14 protein-coding genes and 1 pseudogene are annotated in these 19,048 nt (G+C 45.3%); 12 read left to right on the forward strand and 3 right to left on the reverse strand.

The window, feature by feature from the left end; translation table 11 throughout:
• The first annotated feature begins 80 nt into the window (after window positions 1-80).
• The 7 genes and pseudogenes from HT574_RS04525 to HT574_RS04555 all read left to right on the forward strand — a co-directional run bounded on the left by HT574_RS04525 (window position 81) and on the right by HT574_RS04555 (window position 10,092).
• Window positions 81-713 (forward strand): phosphatase PAP2 family protein, encoded by a 633-nt coding sequence (locus tag HT574_RS04525; protein WP_175243610.1) that lies wholly within the window; start codon window positions 81-83, stop codon window positions 711-713.
• Window positions 714-1,122: 409 nt separating this feature from the next.
• Complete coding sequence (locus HT574_RS04530; protein WP_175243611.1) at window positions 1,123-3,237, forward strand: GDYXXLXY domain-containing protein; 2,115 nt, start codon at window positions 1,123-1,125, stop codon at window positions 3,235-3,237.
• Window positions 3,238-3,524: 287 nt separating this feature from the next.
• Window positions 3,525-5,243, forward strand: coding sequence for a serine hydrolase domain-containing protein (locus HT574_RS04535; protein WP_175243612.1), 1,719 nt, complete (start codon window positions 3,525-3,527; stop codon window positions 5,241-5,243).
• Window positions 5,244-5,261: 18 nt separating this feature from the next.
• Entirely contained in the window at window positions 5,262-7,358 is a 2,097-nt protein-coding gene (nagZ, locus tag HT574_RS04540; protein ID WP_175243613.1) for a beta-N-acetylhexosaminidase, read from the forward strand.
• 15 nt (window positions 7,359-7,373) lie between these two features.
• Window positions 7,374-8,630 carry an exo-beta-N-acetylmuramidase NamZ family protein gene (locus HT574_RS04545; RefSeq protein ID WP_175243614.1) on the forward strand — a complete coding sequence of 419 codons (1,257 nt, stop codon included), beginning with the start codon at window positions 7,374-7,376 and terminating at the stop codon, window positions 8,628-8,630.
• Between the two features lie 265 nt (window positions 8,631-8,895).
• A pseudogene (locus tag HT574_RS04550) lies at window positions 8,896-9,408 on the forward strand (penicillin acylase family protein); the annotation flags it as partial.
• 138 nt (window positions 9,409-9,546) lie between these two features.
• A complete protein-coding gene (locus tag HT574_RS04555; protein ID WP_254698558.1) occupies window positions 9,547-10,092 on the forward strand; it encodes a DUF4871 domain-containing protein in 546 nt (181 codons plus the stop codon).
• Between the two features lie 65 nt (window positions 10,093-10,157).
• On the opposite strand, the gene HT574_RS04560 is transcribed toward HT574_RS04555, so the two are convergent.
• Window positions 10,158-11,051, reverse strand: coding sequence for a fructosamine kinase family protein (locus tag HT574_RS04560; protein ID WP_217499371.1), 894 nt, complete (start codon window positions 11,049-11,051; stop codon window positions 10,158-10,160).
• Window positions 11,027-11,755 carry an NAD-dependent deacylase gene (locus HT574_RS04565; protein ID WP_061579281.1) on the reverse strand — a complete coding sequence of 243 codons (729 nt, stop codon included), beginning with the start codon at window positions 11,753-11,755 and terminating at the stop codon, window positions 11,027-11,029. The genes HT574_RS04560 and HT574_RS04565 overlap by 25 nt, the downstream gene beginning before the upstream one ends.
• A gap of 156 nt (window positions 11,756-11,911) precedes the next feature.
• Between HT574_RS04565 and HT574_RS04570 the strand changes: the two genes are divergently transcribed.
• On the forward strand, window positions 11,912-12,466 hold the full coding sequence (locus tag HT574_RS04570; RefSeq protein WP_042411903.1) for a DJ-1/PfpI family protein: 555 nt from the start codon (window positions 11,912-11,914) through the stop codon (window positions 12,464-12,466).
• Between the two features lie 39 nt (window positions 12,467-12,505).
• On the opposite strand, the gene HT574_RS04575 is transcribed toward HT574_RS04570, so the two are convergent.
• Complete coding sequence (locus HT574_RS04575; protein ID WP_175243618.1) at window positions 12,506-13,402, reverse strand: DMT family transporter; 897 nt, start codon at window positions 13,400-13,402, stop codon at window positions 12,506-12,508.
• Between the two features lie 258 nt (window positions 13,403-13,660).
• On the opposite strand from HT574_RS04575, the gene HT574_RS04580 reads away from it, so the two are divergent.
• The 4 genes from HT574_RS04580 to mngA all read left to right on the forward strand — a co-directional run bounded on the left by HT574_RS04580 (window position 13,661) and on the right by mngA (window position 19,046).
• Window positions 13,661-14,311, forward strand: a complete 651-nt coding sequence (locus tag HT574_RS04580) for a DsbA family oxidoreductase (RefSeq protein WP_175243619.1) — start codon at window positions 13,661-13,663, stop codon at window positions 14,309-14,311.
• Window positions 14,312-14,423: 112 nt separating this feature from the next.
• Entirely contained in the window at window positions 14,424-15,866 is a 1,443-nt protein-coding gene (locus HT574_RS04585) for an NAD-dependent malic enzyme (protein WP_061579279.1), read from the forward strand.
• A 413-nt stretch (window positions 15,867-16,279) separates the two neighbouring features.
• Window positions 16,280-17,008, forward strand: coding sequence for a MurR/RpiR family transcriptional regulator (locus tag HT574_RS04590; RefSeq protein ID WP_175243620.1), 729 nt, complete (start codon window positions 16,280-16,282; stop codon window positions 17,006-17,008).
• 130 nt (window positions 17,009-17,138) lie between these two features.
• The gene (gene mngA, locus HT574_RS04595; RefSeq protein WP_175243621.1) at window positions 17,139-19,046 is read left to right on the forward strand and encodes a PTS 2-O-a-mannosyl-D-glycerate transporter subunit IIABC; all 1,908 of its coding nucleotides are present in this window, start codon (window positions 17,139-17,141) and stop codon (window positions 19,044-19,046) included.
• Window positions 19,047-19,048: the final 2 nt, after the last annotated feature.

The following is a 19,048-nucleotide window of genomic DNA, read 5'->3' on the forward strand; positions in this document are numbered from 1 at the left end:
ATTATAGGATTTTGCCTAACAAATGACCAGAGTTGAGTATAATTTAGATAAATATCATCACAAAAGCAAGGAGCATGAATATGAACAAACGTCTTCTATCCGTATCTGCAGTTGTTTTTCTCCTGTTTCTTGCCATATGGGCTGCGGTGGCGGCTGGAGCGGCTAATGCGATAGATCAGCGACTGTTGCAATTATTTGGCGCGTGGGGCTGGCTTGACCGCTTTACTGTATTAGGCAACAATTACACCATCGGCATTTTTAGCATCATTCTCTTGTTGTTTTTATGGTTTCGCAAGCGCGATTATTATGGCATGGTGCTTGTGTTGGCCGCTGTCGGCGGCGGTTACGGGTTGAACACGTTCATCAAGGACCTTGTCGGACGGGCGCGGCCGCCATTTGCGCAAGGGGTGCATGGGTTTAGCTTTCCGAGCGGCCATGCAATGGTCGGCAGCATTTATTTGTTGTTAATCGCGTACTTTCTAAGCAAAGAGGTAAAGAAAGCATCTCAACGGCGGGTGATTTTTTTCGTTTTCGGCCTTTTTGCGTTATTGACAGGGCTTAGCCGCTTAAGTCTTCAAGTTCACTATCCGTCTGACGTTTTGGCAGGGTTTTTGTTAGGAATTGCTTATCTCTTCGCTTGCATTTCCGTTTACCAATTTTTTGTAGTAGAATGGATCCGTGCGAAGCAAAGGGAACATTCAAAGGATGGGTAACATTGATTCGACAACGAAAGCCGTGGATTTCCGTTGTTCACGTTTGTGAATGGAAGGTTAATCAAGAAGCCCTCATCTCGAAGCCGAGGGCAGATGGGGGAGGAAAGCGATCAAGCCTTATTTCGTCGGCATGAGTAGGCAAGCAGGGGGTCGTAGTGTTGTGAGAACGTGTATTTTTGTCTAGGAAGTTTGGTTTCTGCATGCTAAAATGAAAAGCAAAGAAGTACTACATTAGAAATCATCTTCCATTATAAAATTTCCTCACGCTGCTTTTTCTTCGCGAAAGAATTTTCTCGATTGGTACGTGGAGGATAAAAAAGTCTAGCTGTTTTCCGTCTAGACTTTCTTCCTCTTGCATAAAATATGATGAAATAGGATGCATGATTCGCCTTTACAAGGGGAGGAGAGGATGGCAATACGTTTAGTAAGAACCGGATATTTATTAGGTATAGCGTTGATATTGGCCGGCATTATTTATTTTTTTGCGTCTAATTGGCAAGGAATGGATCATTTGACAAAGGCAGGATTAAGCATCGGCTTAATGGGATTATTTTACGGAGCGAGCGCGGTTTTTGCCTATGTCATGAAACGCCATGATTTTTTAGGCAGGTGGCTGTTCGTCTGCGGGACGTTGGCGTTTGGCATTACAATCGCTCTGATCGGACAGATTTATAACTCCCATGCCGACAGCTATTGGCTGTTTATCATTTGGCTCGTTCCAACGGTTGTGTTTGCATGGATCACGAAGTATGAAGTATTTTCGGTCATCAGTGTCGTGCTGCTGGAGCTGGCATGTTGGTTTTATTATTTTCCGTCTTCATACCGGATTGAGTGGAGCGAATGGCAGTCGTTTTTTCTGCTTGTGATGTTTGCTGTCATCAATGGCATTGTATGGATTTTTAGCCGCTCTTCCATTGTTGCTTATCTTGCGTATGCGGCGATGCACGGATGGCTGTTTGTGACGGATGTGACGGGATTTTTATATGGCCGTGACGCGTGGTGGCCGTATGTGTATGCTCTGTTGTTTATAGGGTTCTTTTATTACTTTTTCGCCGTGGCGAAAAGACGGTCGTATGTGCTGCTGACGAGTTTATTTGCGGGGGCGTTTCTGATTGCGCAATATTTCCGCGTGATTGGCGAGCATTTTGAAGAGGGGTTTTTGCTTGGGGGGCTTGTGCTTGCGGCAGTCATTGTATATGGAAGTGTGTTTTTATTAAAACGGGTAAAGCATATTTCGAGCGAGAGCACAAAAGGAAGGATTTTTCTTATCATTTTCCAGTCTATTGTCACGTTTGTCGCTTCGCTGATTGCGGCTGCGAGCGTCATGGGGCTGTTGATGATATGGATGGAGTCGCTTTCGATGTATGTATTGTTTGCGATATCGGTCATGGGATTTGTCGCTCCCGCGTTTTTGGGGAGACGCTGGAATCCGACTGTGCGCTATACATTGCTTGCCGTCGGATATGGTCTTGGTTTGATGACAACGTGGAAAATCTCGCTTGTGCTGCTTACAGTTTATACGGCTGCACTTCTTATTTGCTATGTGCGGTCGGCTGATGGTGGCATCCGCGCATTGACAAACATGGCCGTGTCGCTATATTCGGCCGTGATTCTCGATCAAGTAACGAATGAGGAGCGTCTTGTGCTGCTTGGTGTTGCCGCATTGAACGGGTGTCTATATTGGCTGGGCAGGCGCAGGAAAGAATCCCTTTTCTTGCCGCTCGTTTTAGGGATGGGCGCACTTCTCCTCTTAACGAGCATGGATGTCTTCGCAGCGGGTGCTTGGTATGTGGCTGCCAACATTTTGTTTATCGCTGTCATTTTCGCTTTTCTTTTTGCACCGCTTTTCCAAAATGAACGATATGAGCAGCTTGTTGCCTGGGCATATTTTTGGCTGTATCTCGTGCTCAAGTATTATGAATTTGCCTGGAACTTGCTTGACAAGTCGATTAGCTTGATTATTGCAGGGCTTTTGTTTTTCATTGGAACCGCGGTATTGGAAAAACGAAAAGGACTGCTGCCTGTTAGTCCTGCACAAGGACTGTATCGGAAATGGGCGCCGTTATTAGCGATTATGGTAGCGCAGGCCGTGTTTGCCGGATACATGGTTTGGGATAAGGAGCAGCATTTGCGAAATGGAGAAGTAGTGAAGCTGGAATTGCAGCCGGTTGATCCCCGTTCGTTTTTACAGGGAGATTATATACGGTTATTTTATGATATTTCGACGATTCGGTCTTTAGACGGGAGCGGCAAAGTACAAGTAGTGCTGCGAAAGGATCAAGACGGCGTGCATCGCTTTGCGGATATCTATGCGATAAACGGGCAGCAACAAGAGGAGTATGTTCCGCAAGATGGCGATGTAATCGTCAATGGAACGTTTTACGGCAATACGGTCGTGTATGGAATTGAATCGTATTTTGTTCCTGAAGGAGAAGGAACAAAATGGCAGGAGAAGGCCCGCTTTGTCTATGTGCGCGTTAGTGAGGATGGAGATGCGCTGCTCGAAAAGATCAGCAGCGAATGAGGGAACCATTTCCTCATGCAATAGGTTTGGTAAAGCTAATTCGAAAAAGGAGATGTTCTTTGAATTAGCTTTTTCTTTTTCATAGAAAGGAAAAATTAGGGAAAATATCCTAATCAAATCAGGAGTAAAGTGGTATATACAACTATACCATAAATTGCTATTCTATTAAAATGAAAACCCTTCCAATACCTCTGCTTCAACATTTTTTGCCCCAAGGCAATGCATCAGGAGAAATACGCTTTTTTCTATTTTTTCTATTAGTTATTTTGATGAAAAGGAGGCTGCTGATGAGCAATCGGTCTATTTCTATCATTTTGTCGTCTGTCATGTTAGGATCCATCATCTTTTCTTCACCTCCATCTATTTTAGCAACATCCCATGAACGCCCATCTCCCACGATGGAGCAAATCGAAAAGAAAATGTACAAAACAACTCAGTCCAAAATACAAACGCCTTTTTCCTGGGATCATCCCGGCCCCGTTTCCCCGGTTATACACCCGGGATCGCCTAAAGCGGCTGGCATGTGGGAAGAACCTTTACGGGAAATCGATCAAGTAATAGAACAGGCGATGCGTGACCGTGTTATCCCAGGGGCAGTTGTTTATATTGTTCGGAGAGGAATCATTGTCAAACACGAGGCGTATGGATACGCAAAGCGATATGAGGATGATTTGTTTACCGAATCCAAACAGCCGATACCAATGCGGGAAGATACTATTTTCGATTTAGCTTCCATCAGCAAGCTGTTTACGACGGCCGCGGCGATGAAGCTTTATGAGCAAGGAAAGTTTTCTTTAGATGACCCTGTCGCTAAGTATATACCGGAATTTGCGCAAAACGGAAAAGAAAAAGTAACCATTCGTCAATTAATGACCCATACTTCCGGACTTGCGGCATGGATTCCTCTATATAAAATGGGAACCAATCGCGAAGACCGTTTGCAAATGGTGTTTGCACAGCCGCTTGAACATCCGCCAGGAACCACGTATACATACAGTGATTTGAACATGATTACATTGGGGGCGTTGGTGGAGCGGCTGTCCGGTTTGCGTCTTGATCAATTTGTGTACAAATACATTACGAAACCGCTTGGCATGAACGATACGATGTATAATCCCCCTCCACAATTAAAGACGAGAATTGCCGTTACGGAATACCAGCCGTGGACCGGAAGAGGGCTTGTCTGGGGAGAAGTCCACGATGAAAACGCGTGGGCGCTGGACGGGGTGGCCGGCCACGCGGGAGTGTTTTCAACCGCTCACGATTTAGCAATTTTTGCTTCGATGTTTTTGCAAAACGGAAAGTATGGCGATAAGCGAATCCTGCAGCCGGAAACGGTTCGGCTGTTAATGGAAAACCAAATTCCGCAATTCCCTGGCGACGATCATGGATTAGGATGGGAACTTGCTCAAGGGTGGTACATGGATGCGTTGTCGGAAAGCACGACACTGGGGCATACGGGATATACCGGTACATCGATCGTAGTAAGCCCGAATAATCATGTTATTGCTATTTTGTTGACAAATCGTGTGCATCCTACGCGGAATACCGTGTCTACCAATCCGTTGCGCAGACAAGTTGCCCGTTTAACGGCGGATGCCATTCCGGTTGCAATGCCTGGGAAAAAACGAGCCTGGTTCGCAGGGTACGGTGACGGTTTGAACGCGGTGTTATCGACAAATGTAACATTAAACGAACAAGCAATATTAACGTTTGATACGTGGTATCGAATAGAACCGAACGTTGACTTTGGCGTAGTGGAAGTATCACCAGACGGCATTCATTGGACACAGGTCGGAGAATTATTGACAGGCAGCAGCGGAAATTGGGTGACAAAGACTGTAACAATTCCAGCTCATACGGTCTCGATTCGTTTTCGATATCATACCGATGCTTCCGTCAACGGGCGTGGCTGGTATGTAACGAATGTTCGTCTTACGGATGAGAGAGGTAAGAAGATTATGGCAACATGGGAAAGCAGCGAGTGGGAACAACGTTCATTTTGATATAGGGGAGGAGAAAGGATGTTGTCATTTTATAAAAAAATAACGGCTATTTTGGTTACAGCGATGATGCTCTTCGTTCCATGGACTTCACCACAGGCGCATACGAAAAAAGCGAAGACCGGCTTAATCATTTATCAAAACATTCCGGAAGTAGATGTGAAAGTCAATGGCAATAAGATTTTATTGCGGGCGCTTCATGTTCATCGGGAAGGATATTTCACCGAGGTAACAGAAGGGCTAAGGTGGAAGTCATCCAATAAAAAGGTAGCTACTGTGGATGATCATGGTGTTGTTACTTTCTTCGGAAAAAGCGGAAAAACGTTTATCACGGTGACAGACGGAATGCGGAAAGACCGCATCGCTTTTAAGGTCAAATCCGCTCCTGCATCGAAAAAAAGCGGCAAACAAAACGTGAAAGTGACTGTTGTCAAAGAAAAAGGAAGCCACTATGACATCATTCAAAAAGCGATAGATGGTCTAACGTTGGAAGAAAAAATCGGGCAAATGTTGATGCCGGATTTCCGCAATTTCAATGGGAAGCCTGTCACTGCCATGCTTCCGGAAATCAAGGAACTGATACAAAAATATCATATTGGCGGCGTCATTTTATTCCGTGAAAATGTGGCGACGACAGAGCAGACGGCAAAGCTTGTCGCGGACTATCAGCAGGCGGCTGAAAAGTTCGGTTTGCTTATGTCGATAGACCAGGAAGGCGGCATCGTGACGCGGCTGCAGTCAGGGACAAATATGCCAGGAAATATGGCGTTAGGAGCGACGCGGTCGAAAGAACTGGCTTACAAAGTAGGGCGTGCGATTGGCGAAGAATTATATGCGCTAGGCATTAACATGAATTTAGCTCCGGTTTTGGATGTCAATAATAATCCGGACAACCCGGTGATCGGCGTTCGTTCGTTTGGAGAAAATCCAGAGCTTGTCGCGGAGCTTGGGGTATCTTATATCAAAGGATTGCAAGACAGCGGAATTGCCGCTACCGCCAAGCATTTCCCAGGACATGGAGACACCGCTGTTGATTCCCATCTTGGGTTGCCGGAAGTGCCGCACGACCGCGACCGTCTCCAAAAAGTCGAACTGTATCCGTTTCAAAAAGCGATGGAAGCGGGAGTGGACGCGATTATGACCGCTCATGTCACGTTCCCGAAGATCGATGATACGAAGGTGATTTCGCAAAAGGACGGAACGGAAATTTCGCTTCCTGCCACTTTGTCGCATAAAGTGCTAACCGAGTTAATGCGTAAAGAAATGGGCTTTGATGGTGTCATTATTACCGATGCAATGAATATGCAAGCGATTAGCGATCATTTTGGACCGGTGGATGCGGCGGTAAGAGCGGTTCAAGCCGGTGCTGATATCGTGCTCATGCCGGTAGGACTGGAAGAAGTGGCAAACGGATTGAAGAAGGCAGTTCAAAACGGTGACATTTCGCAAGAACGCATCAACGCCTCCGTAAAACGAATTTTAACGCTAAAAGTGAAACGCGGCATTTTTAAACAAGAAACACCGCCTGACACGCAAGAAATCGTCAACCAGGCTTTGCGTGTTGTCGGTTCGAAAGAGCATAAACAAATTGAAGCCGAAGCAGCGGCAAAATCGATTACGCTTGTGAAAAATGACCATGTATTACCGCTTCAGGCAAACGAATTGAACAACCTTGTTGTTGTAGGAAATACGATGATGGAATCATTAGAGCAAGCAGTACGGACCTACGTTCCAAATGCGACTGTCATCCAAGCGGCGGCTCCTTTGGATGAGGCGCAGCTACAAAAAGTGAAAGAAGCAGATGCGGTCATTGTCGGCACGTATACATCAAACGTATCAGGAAGATTGCCGTCTAGCCCGCAAATGAAAATGGTGCAGCAAATTATCGCAAATACGGATGCTCCTGTCATTGCAATCGGAATTCGCAATCCGTATGATGTGATGTCCTATCCGAATGTAGATGCCTACCTCGCGCAGTACGGTTTTCAGCAGGCGAGTTTCCAAGCGGCAGCAGATACGATTTTCGGAGTAAATACACCGACTGGCAAACTTCCGGTAACGATTCCAAGTTACGATGGCAGCGTGCTGTACGAATACGGCCATGGCTTCACTTACTAAAAAGGGGGAGATTTCATGAGAAAGCGATGGTGGATTGTTTTTTCGGCAGTGATCTTGAGTTTGTCGCTGTTTACTGGTGTATGGGCAAAAGGCCCATCAAAAGAGAAAAGGAACCAAAAACTAGAGCTTGGTGTAGAAGTCCTATTAAAGGAGAAAAAATACTTAATTAAAGGAAAACGGGTTGGGCTTATCACTAATCCAACGGGTGTCGACCAGCGCTTAAACAGCGTAGTGGATCTTCTTTACAATGACCCTGACGTCCATCTTGTCGCGTTATACGGCCCGGAACACGGGGTGCGCGGCAGCGCGCAAGCTGGGGAATACGTTCCTTTTTATATCGATGAAAAAACCGGCCTTCCTGTATACAGTTTATATGGGCCGACGAAAAAACCAACCCCGGAGATGTTAAAGGGAGTCGATGTGCTTCTTTTTGATATCCAAGATGTCGGAACGCGGTTCTATACGTACATTTATACAATGGCATACGCGATGGAAGCGGCAAAAGAAAACAATATCCCATTTATCGTATTGGATAGGCCAAATCCGTTAGGCGGCACGAAAGCGGAAGGGCCCGTATTGGACCCGAAGTATTCCTCCTTTGTGGGCATGTATCCGATTCCGCTGCGCCATGGGATGACGGTTGGCGAATTAGCCTTATTATTTAACAAAGAGTTCGGCATCGGAGCCGATGTGACGGTTGTGAAAATGAAAGGCTGGAAGCGTTCCATGTATTACGATGATACAGGGCTGCAATGGGTATTGCCATCCCCGAATATGCCGACGCTTGATACCGCGATGGTGTACCCCGGAGCGGCTCTTATTGAAGGAACGAACGTATCGGAAGGAAGGGGAACGACAAAGCCGTTTGAACTGATTGGCGCTCCGTTTATCGACAGCATTAAATTAGCGGAGAAACTAAACGCACTAAATCTGCCAGGGGTTATTTTCCGTCCGGCAAGTTTCACTCCGACTTTTTCGAAATATAGCGGAAAATTAACACACGGCATCCAAATTCATGTGACGGATCGTCATGCGTTTAAACCAGTAGAAACCGGTCTATCCATTGTCAAAACCATTCATGATTTATATCCAGGTCAATTTGCCTTCAGCCAAGAAAACAGCCAAGGCGTTTCGTATTTTGATCAACTTATCGGCAATGGCTGGGTGCGTAAGGCCATAGAAGACGGAATGTCGGTGGACGAAATGAAACAAAAATGGGAGAAAGATGTAGAAGCATTTATGAAGATCAGAAAGAAATACTTGCTTTACTAAAGAGAGAGGCCCCCTCTCTCTTTTTTGGCGAGAAGGCTTCAAAAGATGCAATGAGGGCGAATCAATAGACTCGCCCTCATTTGTTTCAAAGCGATTCTAATAATAACGGGATTCTTTTTGGATCGAGTGTTTTGATGATTTTTAATAATTATTACCTTAAATAGCGGAAAATTCCAGTGAATAATGGGAAGGCTGTCACCAAATATGCAAAAAATAGAATTTCGCTTTCCATTAACAATATATTGTATGACAACGGCATATGGATAAGTTGTTTGAAGGAAAACAGATGGTGGTCGATGAGTTGCTGCGGAGGGCAGAGATAGGAGATGTCTCTCCGTGGTTTACGGAAAACGGCAGATTTGCCCATGTGTTTGCGACAGCGCTGTATCATGTCACCGATCAGTTGGCGGGAAAATACGGCGATGATCCGTCGAAGTGGAAGTGGAGGGATTACCACCAGCTTTACTTTGCCCATCCGATGTCAAGTTCCTTCCCGGTGCTGCAGTTTTTCTTCAATCGGGAAAAGACGGTTTCTGTCGGCGGCAGCCAGGTGACGGTGCAGGCGGCGAGTTTTACGGATGAAGGCATTGTCAGCCATGGCGCTTCCTGGCGGTTTGTCATCGATGTAAACGATATGAAGCATGGCTACCATATCGTCAGTCCTGGCCAGGCGGGTCATTTACGCAGCCGCTGGTATCACGACCAAATCGACGACTGGGTGAAAGGAACGTATCATGTGACCACGTTAGGAAAAGTAGAAGGCGGGGATATTTTTTAGTACCAAAAGAATGGCTGTCAAAAAAGAATAGAGAGGGAAAAAGACTCTATTCCTTTGTTTTGCGGCAGGAGTTTTTCTGTATTAAATGAATGTATAAACTAAACGATGTATACGGAAGGGGAAAGGAATGTGCGGGGGATGGAAAGGAAGATCAGATCAATTTACTGTTTGCTGGCAGCAGTTATTGTTTTTGCTTTAGCGTCATGCAGCGAGGAAGCAAGGCGACAAACGCGGGACACAGAATCCCATGCGGAAGAAACAAGCGTGGCAGAAACATCACCGGTTCATGTGGACAAGAAAGTTATTCGCAATATTGACTGGCGAGTAAGCCCCGTTTTCTCATCAGGCGGCTATCAAATGAGAGGCGTGCCTAACAAGGTCGCCTTTATCGATGCTCCATTCGTTGCCAATCAAAACGGCAAATATATGTGGCATTTCTGGGGCGATTCCATTCCGAAAGGAAAACTGACGATTGTGGCAGTACAAAAAGGCAGCGGCGCTATCACACCTGCATTAACATTGGATGGAAAAAGTGTTTGGACAACAGGCGAGCTAGGAGGTCCGAATAACGGAGCAGATGCCCATTTGCCGTCGAATATGATGCTCGGCGAACGAGGAAAATGGGCGTTGCTTGTCTACATTGGGGATACGTTTTGGGATTATGTGGTGGTGGAAGTGAAATAACGGATTTGAGATAGGCCCCCTTACCCTTCTCCTTAAAAGCAGGGCAAGGGTGCTTATATTTTCTATTATTCTCCGACATACCTCCGCAGCACACGATCGACTGCGCTTCCGTACGATTCTCCGAATAAATTCAAATGCACGAGCAAATAAAAAAGCTGATATAATTGTTTCCGTTCGTGATAATCGGAAGAAAGCGGCATAAGTTCATTGTACGCTTCGTAAAAGCGGCTAGGGAACCCGCCGAACAGTTCGGTAAAGGCGATTTCGAATTCATAGTGTCCGTAAAATACAGCGGGATCAATCAAGTAGGGAACACCGTTTGCGCCGACGATCCAGTTTCCGCCCCACAGGTCGCCATGCAGTAAGGATGGTGAGCAATCTTTTGGCAGCCAGCGTTCCAAAGAGGAAAGCAGCTTTTCGAGCTTATTTCGCCGCTGCGTAGGCATGCGCCCTTTTTGTTCCGCAAGCCGAAGTTGCGGAAGCAGGCGGCATTCGCGGAAATAATCGATCCAATTGTCGTACCATTCGTTTTTTTGCCGCAATAGTCCAATATAGTTGTCTTCCGCGAACCCAAATGCTGAGCCATAGCATTGATGCAGAAGAGCGATTCCATGCCCGAGCTGTTCAGCCGTTTTGTTCGTTTCTTTTCCTTCAATCCATTCCAAAACCAAAAACCCGTATTCCTTTGTTTCTTTCATGCCGTAAACAAGCGGAACGCGGATGGCGCCAGCGTTTCGGATAGTCTCTAGTCCTGTCTGTTCGCATTCAAAAAAACGGTGCGGAAAGGTGCGGCGCATTTTTATGAAATATAGCTGCTTTTCGCTTTGGACGTAAAAGGCGTCATTGATGTCCCCGCCGTGCACGCGTCTATATCGTTGGATTGGGGAGAAATCGCCGATAGAATGCAGCGCTTCTTGCAAGATCGCTTCCACCTTCACCGGCCATCCCTCGCTTTCCATTCCTTGTTGATCTCGCGCAGCACATCGCCGATTTTTCGCTTGTGGATGACAACATCGGCGATGCCGTCGAGTTCGGTCGGCTCCCAGTTGACGATTGCGATTTTTGCTCCGTTTCGTTTGGCAACGAGCGGAAGCTGATTGGCAGGCGATACTTGCAGGGAAGAGCCAAGCACGATCAACACATCCGTTGTTTGCGCTGCTTGCCATGCTTGCTCGAGCGCCTGTTCCGGCAGCATTTCGCCGAACAGGACGACGGACGGGCGCAAAAAGCCGCCGCATTCGCACGTAAATCGTTGCTCCAGATACACGATGCTGTTGAACGTGTTGCCGCACCGCTGGCAATGCACCGTCCGTAATGAACCATGCAGTTCAATGACATGACGGCTACCTGCCTGCTGGTGAAATCCGTCAACGTTTTGCGTCACAATTTCCTGAATAAGACCGTGCCGCTGCCAATCGGCTAAAATCATGTGCCCTTCATGCGGCCGGCACGCTTGCAGCGTACGAATGCGGTATTGATAAAACTCGATAAACGCCTGCCGATGGTGTTCGAGCGCGTAGGTGCTAGCAAGCTGCTGCGGATTAAATCGCGTCCATAGCCCCGTTTTTTCCGAGCGAAAGTCGGGAAGCCCGCTTTCCGTCGACATCCCTGCTCCGGTCAGCACCACGGCATGACGGGATGACATTAACCATGACGCAATCATGTTTCCTCTCTCCTTTGTGCATAAGTATGTACTTCTATTTTATACAAAATTGAAAAATTCCCCTATCTTCATCTTTCGACAAGCATTTTGCTTTCTCTTTTTTTCCATTTTCGCTATGATAGAGATGAAAGTAAAAATAGGTAAGGAGGCATGATCATGAGCAAAAAAGTATTGATTGTAACGGGAGATGCGGTAGAAGCGTTGGAAGTGTATTATCCGTACTATCGCCTGCTTGAAGAAGGTTATGACGTCACGATTGCCGCGCCGAAGAAAAAGAAGTTGCATACCGTTGTCCATGATTTTGCAGACTGGGATACGTTTGTAGAAAAGCAAGGATATTTGATTGACGCGCATGCAGCGTTTGCTGATATTGACCCAACGCAATATGACGGAATCGTCATTCCAGGCGGGCGCGCGCCAGAGTACATTCGTCTTGACGCAGACCTTCAACGCATTGTTAGACATTTCTTTGAAGCGAATAAACCGATTGCGGCGATTTGCCATGCGTCGCTCATTTTTGAAACAATGCCAGATTTATTGAAAGGCCGCAGCTTAACGGCTTACATCGCCTGCAAACCAGGAGTAGAAGCGTTAGGGGCAACGTATGTATCGGACAGCACCATCCATGTCGATCAAAACCTTGTTTCTGCTCATGCTTGGCCGGACTTGCCTGCCTTTATGCGCGAATTTCTCCGCTTGCTTCAAAAATAATGATAAAATCCCCTCAAGCTGCCTTGAGGGGATTTTTATTTACACGCTCGTGTCTTTTACCAGAGATGCTTCCGTTTTTCGAACGTTGGTTGCCAAATGAACTCCTATCAACACGAAAGCTCCGCCAATCAGTTGTGACGCGGAAATTTTTTCTCCCAGCAAAAACGTGATCATTGCGGTAAATACCGCTATTAAGTTTAAATAAATGCCTGCGTAGCTTGGTCCAACCTTTTTTACAGACAGGTTCCAAAACAAGAACGAAAAAACGGATGGAAACAAACAAATATAGCTGATGCCAATCCATTGTTTCCCACTTAACTCGGCGAGCGGAAATGGCTGCAAGAACAGAAACGGAAACAACAAAAGAATGCTGTAAAACACAGAACAAGTAGTCGCGGTAATGGGAGGGACGGCTAATTTTTTCCCGATGATCGAATAAAGCGCCCACACGACGCCTGCCAGCAGCATCATCAAATCGCCTTGGTTATAGCTCGTTTGGAAAATCCACTGTAGATGTCCGTTGGTTAAAATAAACAATACGCCGGCTAGCGAAATAATAAAACCGATCACATTGACAAACGCCATACGTTCTTTTAAAAGAAAATACGACAAAATCACGATAATGGCTGGGTTCAATGCGTTCACAATCGCTGCATTCATCGGTGATGTATATTCCAATGCTCCGTAAAGAAGCAAGTTATAACCAATAATGCCCAAAATACCAGTGATGCTTAATGGCAGCCAAAATTGCTTCATGATTTCTCCGTAGCGCGGCCGTTCCAAAAAATAGGAGATGGGAAGAAGAAATAAAAAAGCAACAATCCAGCGGATGAACGTAAGCCATAAAGGGCCGATTTCTGCGACGACATATTTTCCAAATAGGTAATTACCTGCCCAAAATAAGTTGGCTAACACTAAAAAGATTTTTTCTCTCATCTAACTTCGCTCCTGCCTCCTCTCTTGACATCTCTTATAAATCTACTTCACAATGTGTTGAATATCCTTCTTGTTGCTTCTTTATTCTGTTTCTTTCTTTTCTGCACGCATATCTAGTTGGGTTGTTTTTTTCTGAATTAATGGTAAAAAAGATTTAGAAGTGTGTAATGTGAGCTTTTTTATATAATAATACAAAACAGATGTGATAAGATAAATGCAATCGGTACCTTAGTAGATGAAATAAAGGAAGTGATGACGATGACATTAACGATAAAAGTTTATTCGGATTATGTATGTCCATTCTGTTTTTTAGCGGAAAAACCGTTACAAGAAGCAACTGCGGGAAAAGATGTGCAAATTGAGTGGATGCCGTTTGAACTGCGTCCATACCCAAATGAAACGCTGCGCCCGGAAGGCGACTATTTGCAAAAAACGTGGAAGCAGTATGTATATCCCATGGCGAAACAAATGGGAATTCCAATCGTACTGCCGAGAGTTTCCCCGCAGCCGTACACTCATCTTGCTTTTGAAGGATATCAGTACGCAAAAGAAAAGGGGAAAGCCAATGAATACAACCACCGTATGTTTACTGCTTTTTTCCAAGAAGAACAGGACATCGGCGATATCGATGTGTTAACAAAGCTGGCTGGGGAAGTAGGCTTGGACGAGAAAGAGTTTCGCGAAGCGCTTGTGACTCGGAAATATAAAGAAGCACACCAGCGTGCATTGAAGCATGCATATGAAGAAGCGAACATCACTGCTGTTCCGACGTTTGTCATCGGCGATACGGTTCTTACCGGAGTCCGTTCGAAAGAAACGTTAGAAAAAATCATTAAAGAAGAAATGAGAAAACAATCATTTCGTGATTTTGGAGAAGGGATGGCTTGCGGAATCGACGGCTGTGAGTAATTTTCTATTTTTTTAATAAGAATAAGGGTTGTCTTTTTTCCTTTCATGAGATAACATGTGTACCGTAGAAGATTTTGGGATGGATAAAAATGTAAAAGAAAGGTAGATTGTGATGGCATTACCAAGTGGCGCAACGATGAACATTACGATTCGTCTTCAATTTGAAAAGGACCGTGTTCCGTTTAGCGATATCGCCGCTGCGATCGGGAAAGCGGGCGGAGACATCGTTGGGATTGACGTCATTTCCTCAAGCAAAGTACATACCGTACGCGACATTACCGTCAGTGCGTTGGATACAAAACAATGTGATCTTATTATTGAAGCGCTTAAAAAAATTCAAGGTGTTAAAATTATTAATGTATCGGACCGGACGTTTTTAATGCATATCGGCGGAAAAATTGAAACGAAATCAAAAATCCCGGTCAAAACGCGCGATGACTTATCGCGGGTTTATACGCCGGGAGTGGCGCGGGTGTGCACGGCGATTGCAGAAGACCCGAGAAAAGCGTATTCGCTGACGATTAAGCGCAATACCGTCGCGGTCGTTTCGGACGGCACGGCGGTATTGGGGTTAGGTGATATCGGCCCTTATGCGGCGATGCCGGTGATGGAAGGAAAAGCGATGCTGTTTAAACAGTTTGCCGGGGTTGATGCGTTTCCAATTTGTTTGGATACGAAAGATACGGAAGAAATCATTCAAATTGTCAAAGCGATTGCGCCAGCATTTGGCGGCATTAACCTCGAGGATATTTCCGCACCGCGCTGCTTTGAAATTGAAAAACGGTTAAAAGAAGAGCTTGATATCCCAGTGTTTCATGATGACCAGCATGGTACAGCGGTGGTGCTGCTTGCTGGTTTGTTAAACGCGCTCAAAATCGTCGACAAAAAATTAGAAGATATTAAAGTTGTATTGACAGGAATCGGCGCCGCTGGAATTGCCTGCACGAAAATCTTGCTGGCGGCTGGCGTGCGCAATATCGTCGGTGTCGACCGTCACGGCGCCATCCATCGCGACGAAAAATATGATAATCCGTATTGGCAGGAATATGCGCAAATCACTAACCCGGACAACGAAAAAGGAAGCTTGTCCGATGTCATCGCCGGTGCGGACGTGTTTATCGGTGTTTCTGCTCCAGGCATTTTGAAGGTGGAAGACGTGAAAAAAATGGCGCGCGACCCAATTGTGTTTGCCATGGCCAACCCAGTGCCGGAAATCGATCCAGAACTCGCCGAACCGTATGTCCGCGTGATGGCGACAGGGCGCTCGGATTATCCGAACCAAATTAATAACGTGCTATGCTTCCCTGGCATTTTCCGCGGTGCGCTTGATTGCCGCGCCAAAGAAATCAACGAAGCAATGAAGCTTGCCGCCGCAAAAGCGATCGCTTCCGTCGTCACGGAAGACGAACTCAATGAAACTTATATCATTCCAAGCGTATTTAACAGCAAAGTAGTCGAACGAGTGCGGCAAGCGGTCATCGAAGCGGCGTACCGGACCGGCGTGGCGCGAAAAGATAATATTCCTTTAGGGGGATATACAGGGGAGCAAAAATAAAATACGTGCGCATTACTCCCTTTTAGGAGTATATCTATTCGCGGCCTTTTCTCGATATTCCCATCGAGGAAAGGCCGTTCCATTTTTCTTGAAAGCAATTATGATTGTAAAAAGGATTAGCTATTGGTTAAAGAGCAATCATCTTGATGTGGTGAAATACGTTCGTACTTCCGTTGCTAACGTTAAGTCACTATGAAAGGAAATTCGGATCGCTTCCGACGTGAAAATAGGAGGGAAGAGCTGGAATTTGCTATGGAATATTGAATATTGGCCGCTTTGAAATTTTCTTAAAAGTAATCTCTAGACATTTGCTGTGTGATGAGGGAACCATCTCTAATTTTTCTTTGCATATATTGCATATATTGTTGTTAAATACGTTAATGGAGAGATTATGGCAATGGGGGATAAGGATAATGAAGTTTGAAGAAAAAGTGCAATTTTATGCCGATAAGCTAAATGATACAGAGGATCAAATTGTCGAGTATATTTTGCAACACCGTCACGAAGTCACTAACATGTCCATTCAGAAATTAGCAGAAAATTTGTATACGGTCCCTAATACGATTGTCCGCTTGGCAAAAAAACTAGGATATAAAGGGTTTTCAGAATTAAAAGCGGCGTTAGTATTAGAAAATCAGGCGGAAATGGTGCAGATGACGGAAGTGCCGTTACATATATTGAAAACATATGAGATGATGGATATCGATACGATAGATGTGGCAGTGCGGAAAATGCATGAATCTAAGCGAGTTTTATTCTATGGAATAGGAGACTCGGCATATTTTTGTGAAATGATGGCAAAAAATTTACGATGTGTCAGCAAACAGGCGGAATTTTTTACACAGCGGCATGACATGATTTATAGTGCGGACCGCTGCGACCAGAAAGATCTTCTTTTTGTTATTAGTTTATCCGGAGAAACAAAACAAGTGCTGGAAGCGGTGACAATTGCGAAACAAAGAGGAGTTTTTATCATCAGCATGACGCATTTAAGCGAAAATTCGCTTGCCAATTTGGCCGATCTGCGTCTTTATTGTTGGGCTCCTAAACAGTTTTTGAATAAGTATGATATTACGGATCGAACTTCATTATTGATTATGTTAAGAAAAATAAGCGAACGTTATTGGCAAATGTATGGATGATGTGTATAAATACACAAACAGTATGGTTTCCGTAGGCAATGTTGTGAAAAAGTAAGAAGATTTCCGTCTTCTTATTTTTTTATTTTATAATAAAAGCCAATAAGGGGGATTAGGAAGGGGTGTGAAGGGAATGGAACTGAAGAAGTTGACGAATGTTCATTTAATTGATGTCGGTGTAGCGTTATCGACAAAGGAAGAAGTAATTTGGTATTTGACTGAGAAGTTAGCGCAGGAAGGGAAATTACATTCTGCAGAAGAGTTTTACCAAGATGTATTAAAACGCGAAGCGTTATCTCCAACCGGACTGGAAGCAGGACTGGCGATTCCACACGGAAAGTCGCGTGCAGTGAAATCCGCTTCCTTTGCTGTTGCCAAGTTGAAGAAGCCAATTGAAAACTGGGAGAGCATCGTTGAACACAATAAAGTCAGTCTTGTCTTTTTGTTAGCGATTCCAGAAGAAGAAGCGGGATCGACCCACATTGAGCTGCTTGCGGAGCTGGCAAAAAGGCTTTCTCATGCCGAATATCGAAAGCGGTTACAAAATTGTGCAAGCGCCGAAGAACTATATGATGCGTTAGATGTAGGGGAGAAAAACGAGAACGAAATGGTGCCATCTGCCCAAACCATCGTTGCGGTGACGGCGTGTCCGGCAGGCATTGCCCACACGTATATGGCAGCCGAGGCATTGCAAAAAGCGGGGCAAGAACTTGGTGTTACTGTTTATGTTGAAAAGCAGGGAGCAAATGGCATTGAAGACCGCCACACGGATGAACAGCTGCAAAAAGCGGATGCAGTCATTTTCGCCGCGGATGTAGCGGTAAAAAATGAGGAGAGGTTCTCCCATCTTCCAATCTACCGCACGACGGTGGCTGCACCGTTAAAAGATGCAAAAGAAGTGATTCAAAGGGCGCTAGAAGCAGCAAAAACGAAGGAGAAAACAGAATACAAGCCGCAAAAAAGAGAACGTCAATCGGAAACTGTATCATGGAAAACCGAGGTAAAAAATTCTATTTTAACAGGTATTTCTCACATTATCCCGATCATTGTGGCGGGAGGAATGATTTTAGCTTTTACCGTTTTGGTAGCACAGGCGTTCCATTTGCAACAGTTGTATGATACAGAAAATTCATGGTTATGGATGCTTCGGAAATTAGGCGGAAATATGCTTGGAACGCTGATGATCCCTGTCTTATCTGCGTACATGGCTTACGCTATCGCCGATAAACCGGCATTAGGTCCAGGTTTTGCCGCAGGGATTGCCGCAAGTATGATTAACAGTGGATTTTTGGGAGGAATGCTCGGCGGATTTTTGGCAGGTTACTTTATGAAACTGTTGAAGAAACAGTTGCCGCCGAAAGGAGCGTTTTCCGGATTTATCAGCTTTTGGGTGTATCCAGTTGTAGGCTCTCTTGTTGTTGGAATATTGATGCTGTTTGTGATTGGAAAACCGGTTGCGGGGTTAAACAATTTATTGCTGCATTGGCTAGACAATCTTTCAGGAAGCAATGCCATTATTCTTGGCGCGATTTTAGGAATCATGGTTTCCTTCGATTTAGGGGGGCCTGTCAATAAGGCCGCCTATACGTTCTGCATCGGTGCGATGGCCAGCGGCAATTTTATTCCGTACGCCGCTTTTGCCTCGGTAAAAATGGTTTCTGCTTTCTCCGTAACAGCAGCCACATTGTTATTTAAACGTTATTTTGAAGAGTACGAGCGCGAAGTTGGTAAATCAACTTGGATTCTTGGTTTGGCCGGTATTACCGAAGGTGCCATTCCGTTTATGATTAACGATCCTATCCGGGTGATCCCATCCCTTTGCATTGGTTCTGCTGTTACAGGAGCGATCGTAACCGCGTCTCATATCGGTCTAAACGTTCCGGGAGCAGGAATTTTCTCCTTGTTTGTGCTGCAAGGTGCACCTTTATGGAAAGCCGGAATGATTTGGCTAGGCGCAGCGCTTATCGGCGCATTTATTTCCATGATACTTTTAGTGGTTACTCGTATTCATAAATTAAAGAAGCAACAAGGGTTAAGTTAGCG

The sequence above is a fragment of the Parageobacillus sp. VR-IP genome (assembly GCF_013357975.1).
Lineage (GTDB): Bacteria > Bacillota > Bacilli > Bacillales > Anoxybacillaceae > Saccharococcus > Saccharococcus caldoxylosilyticus.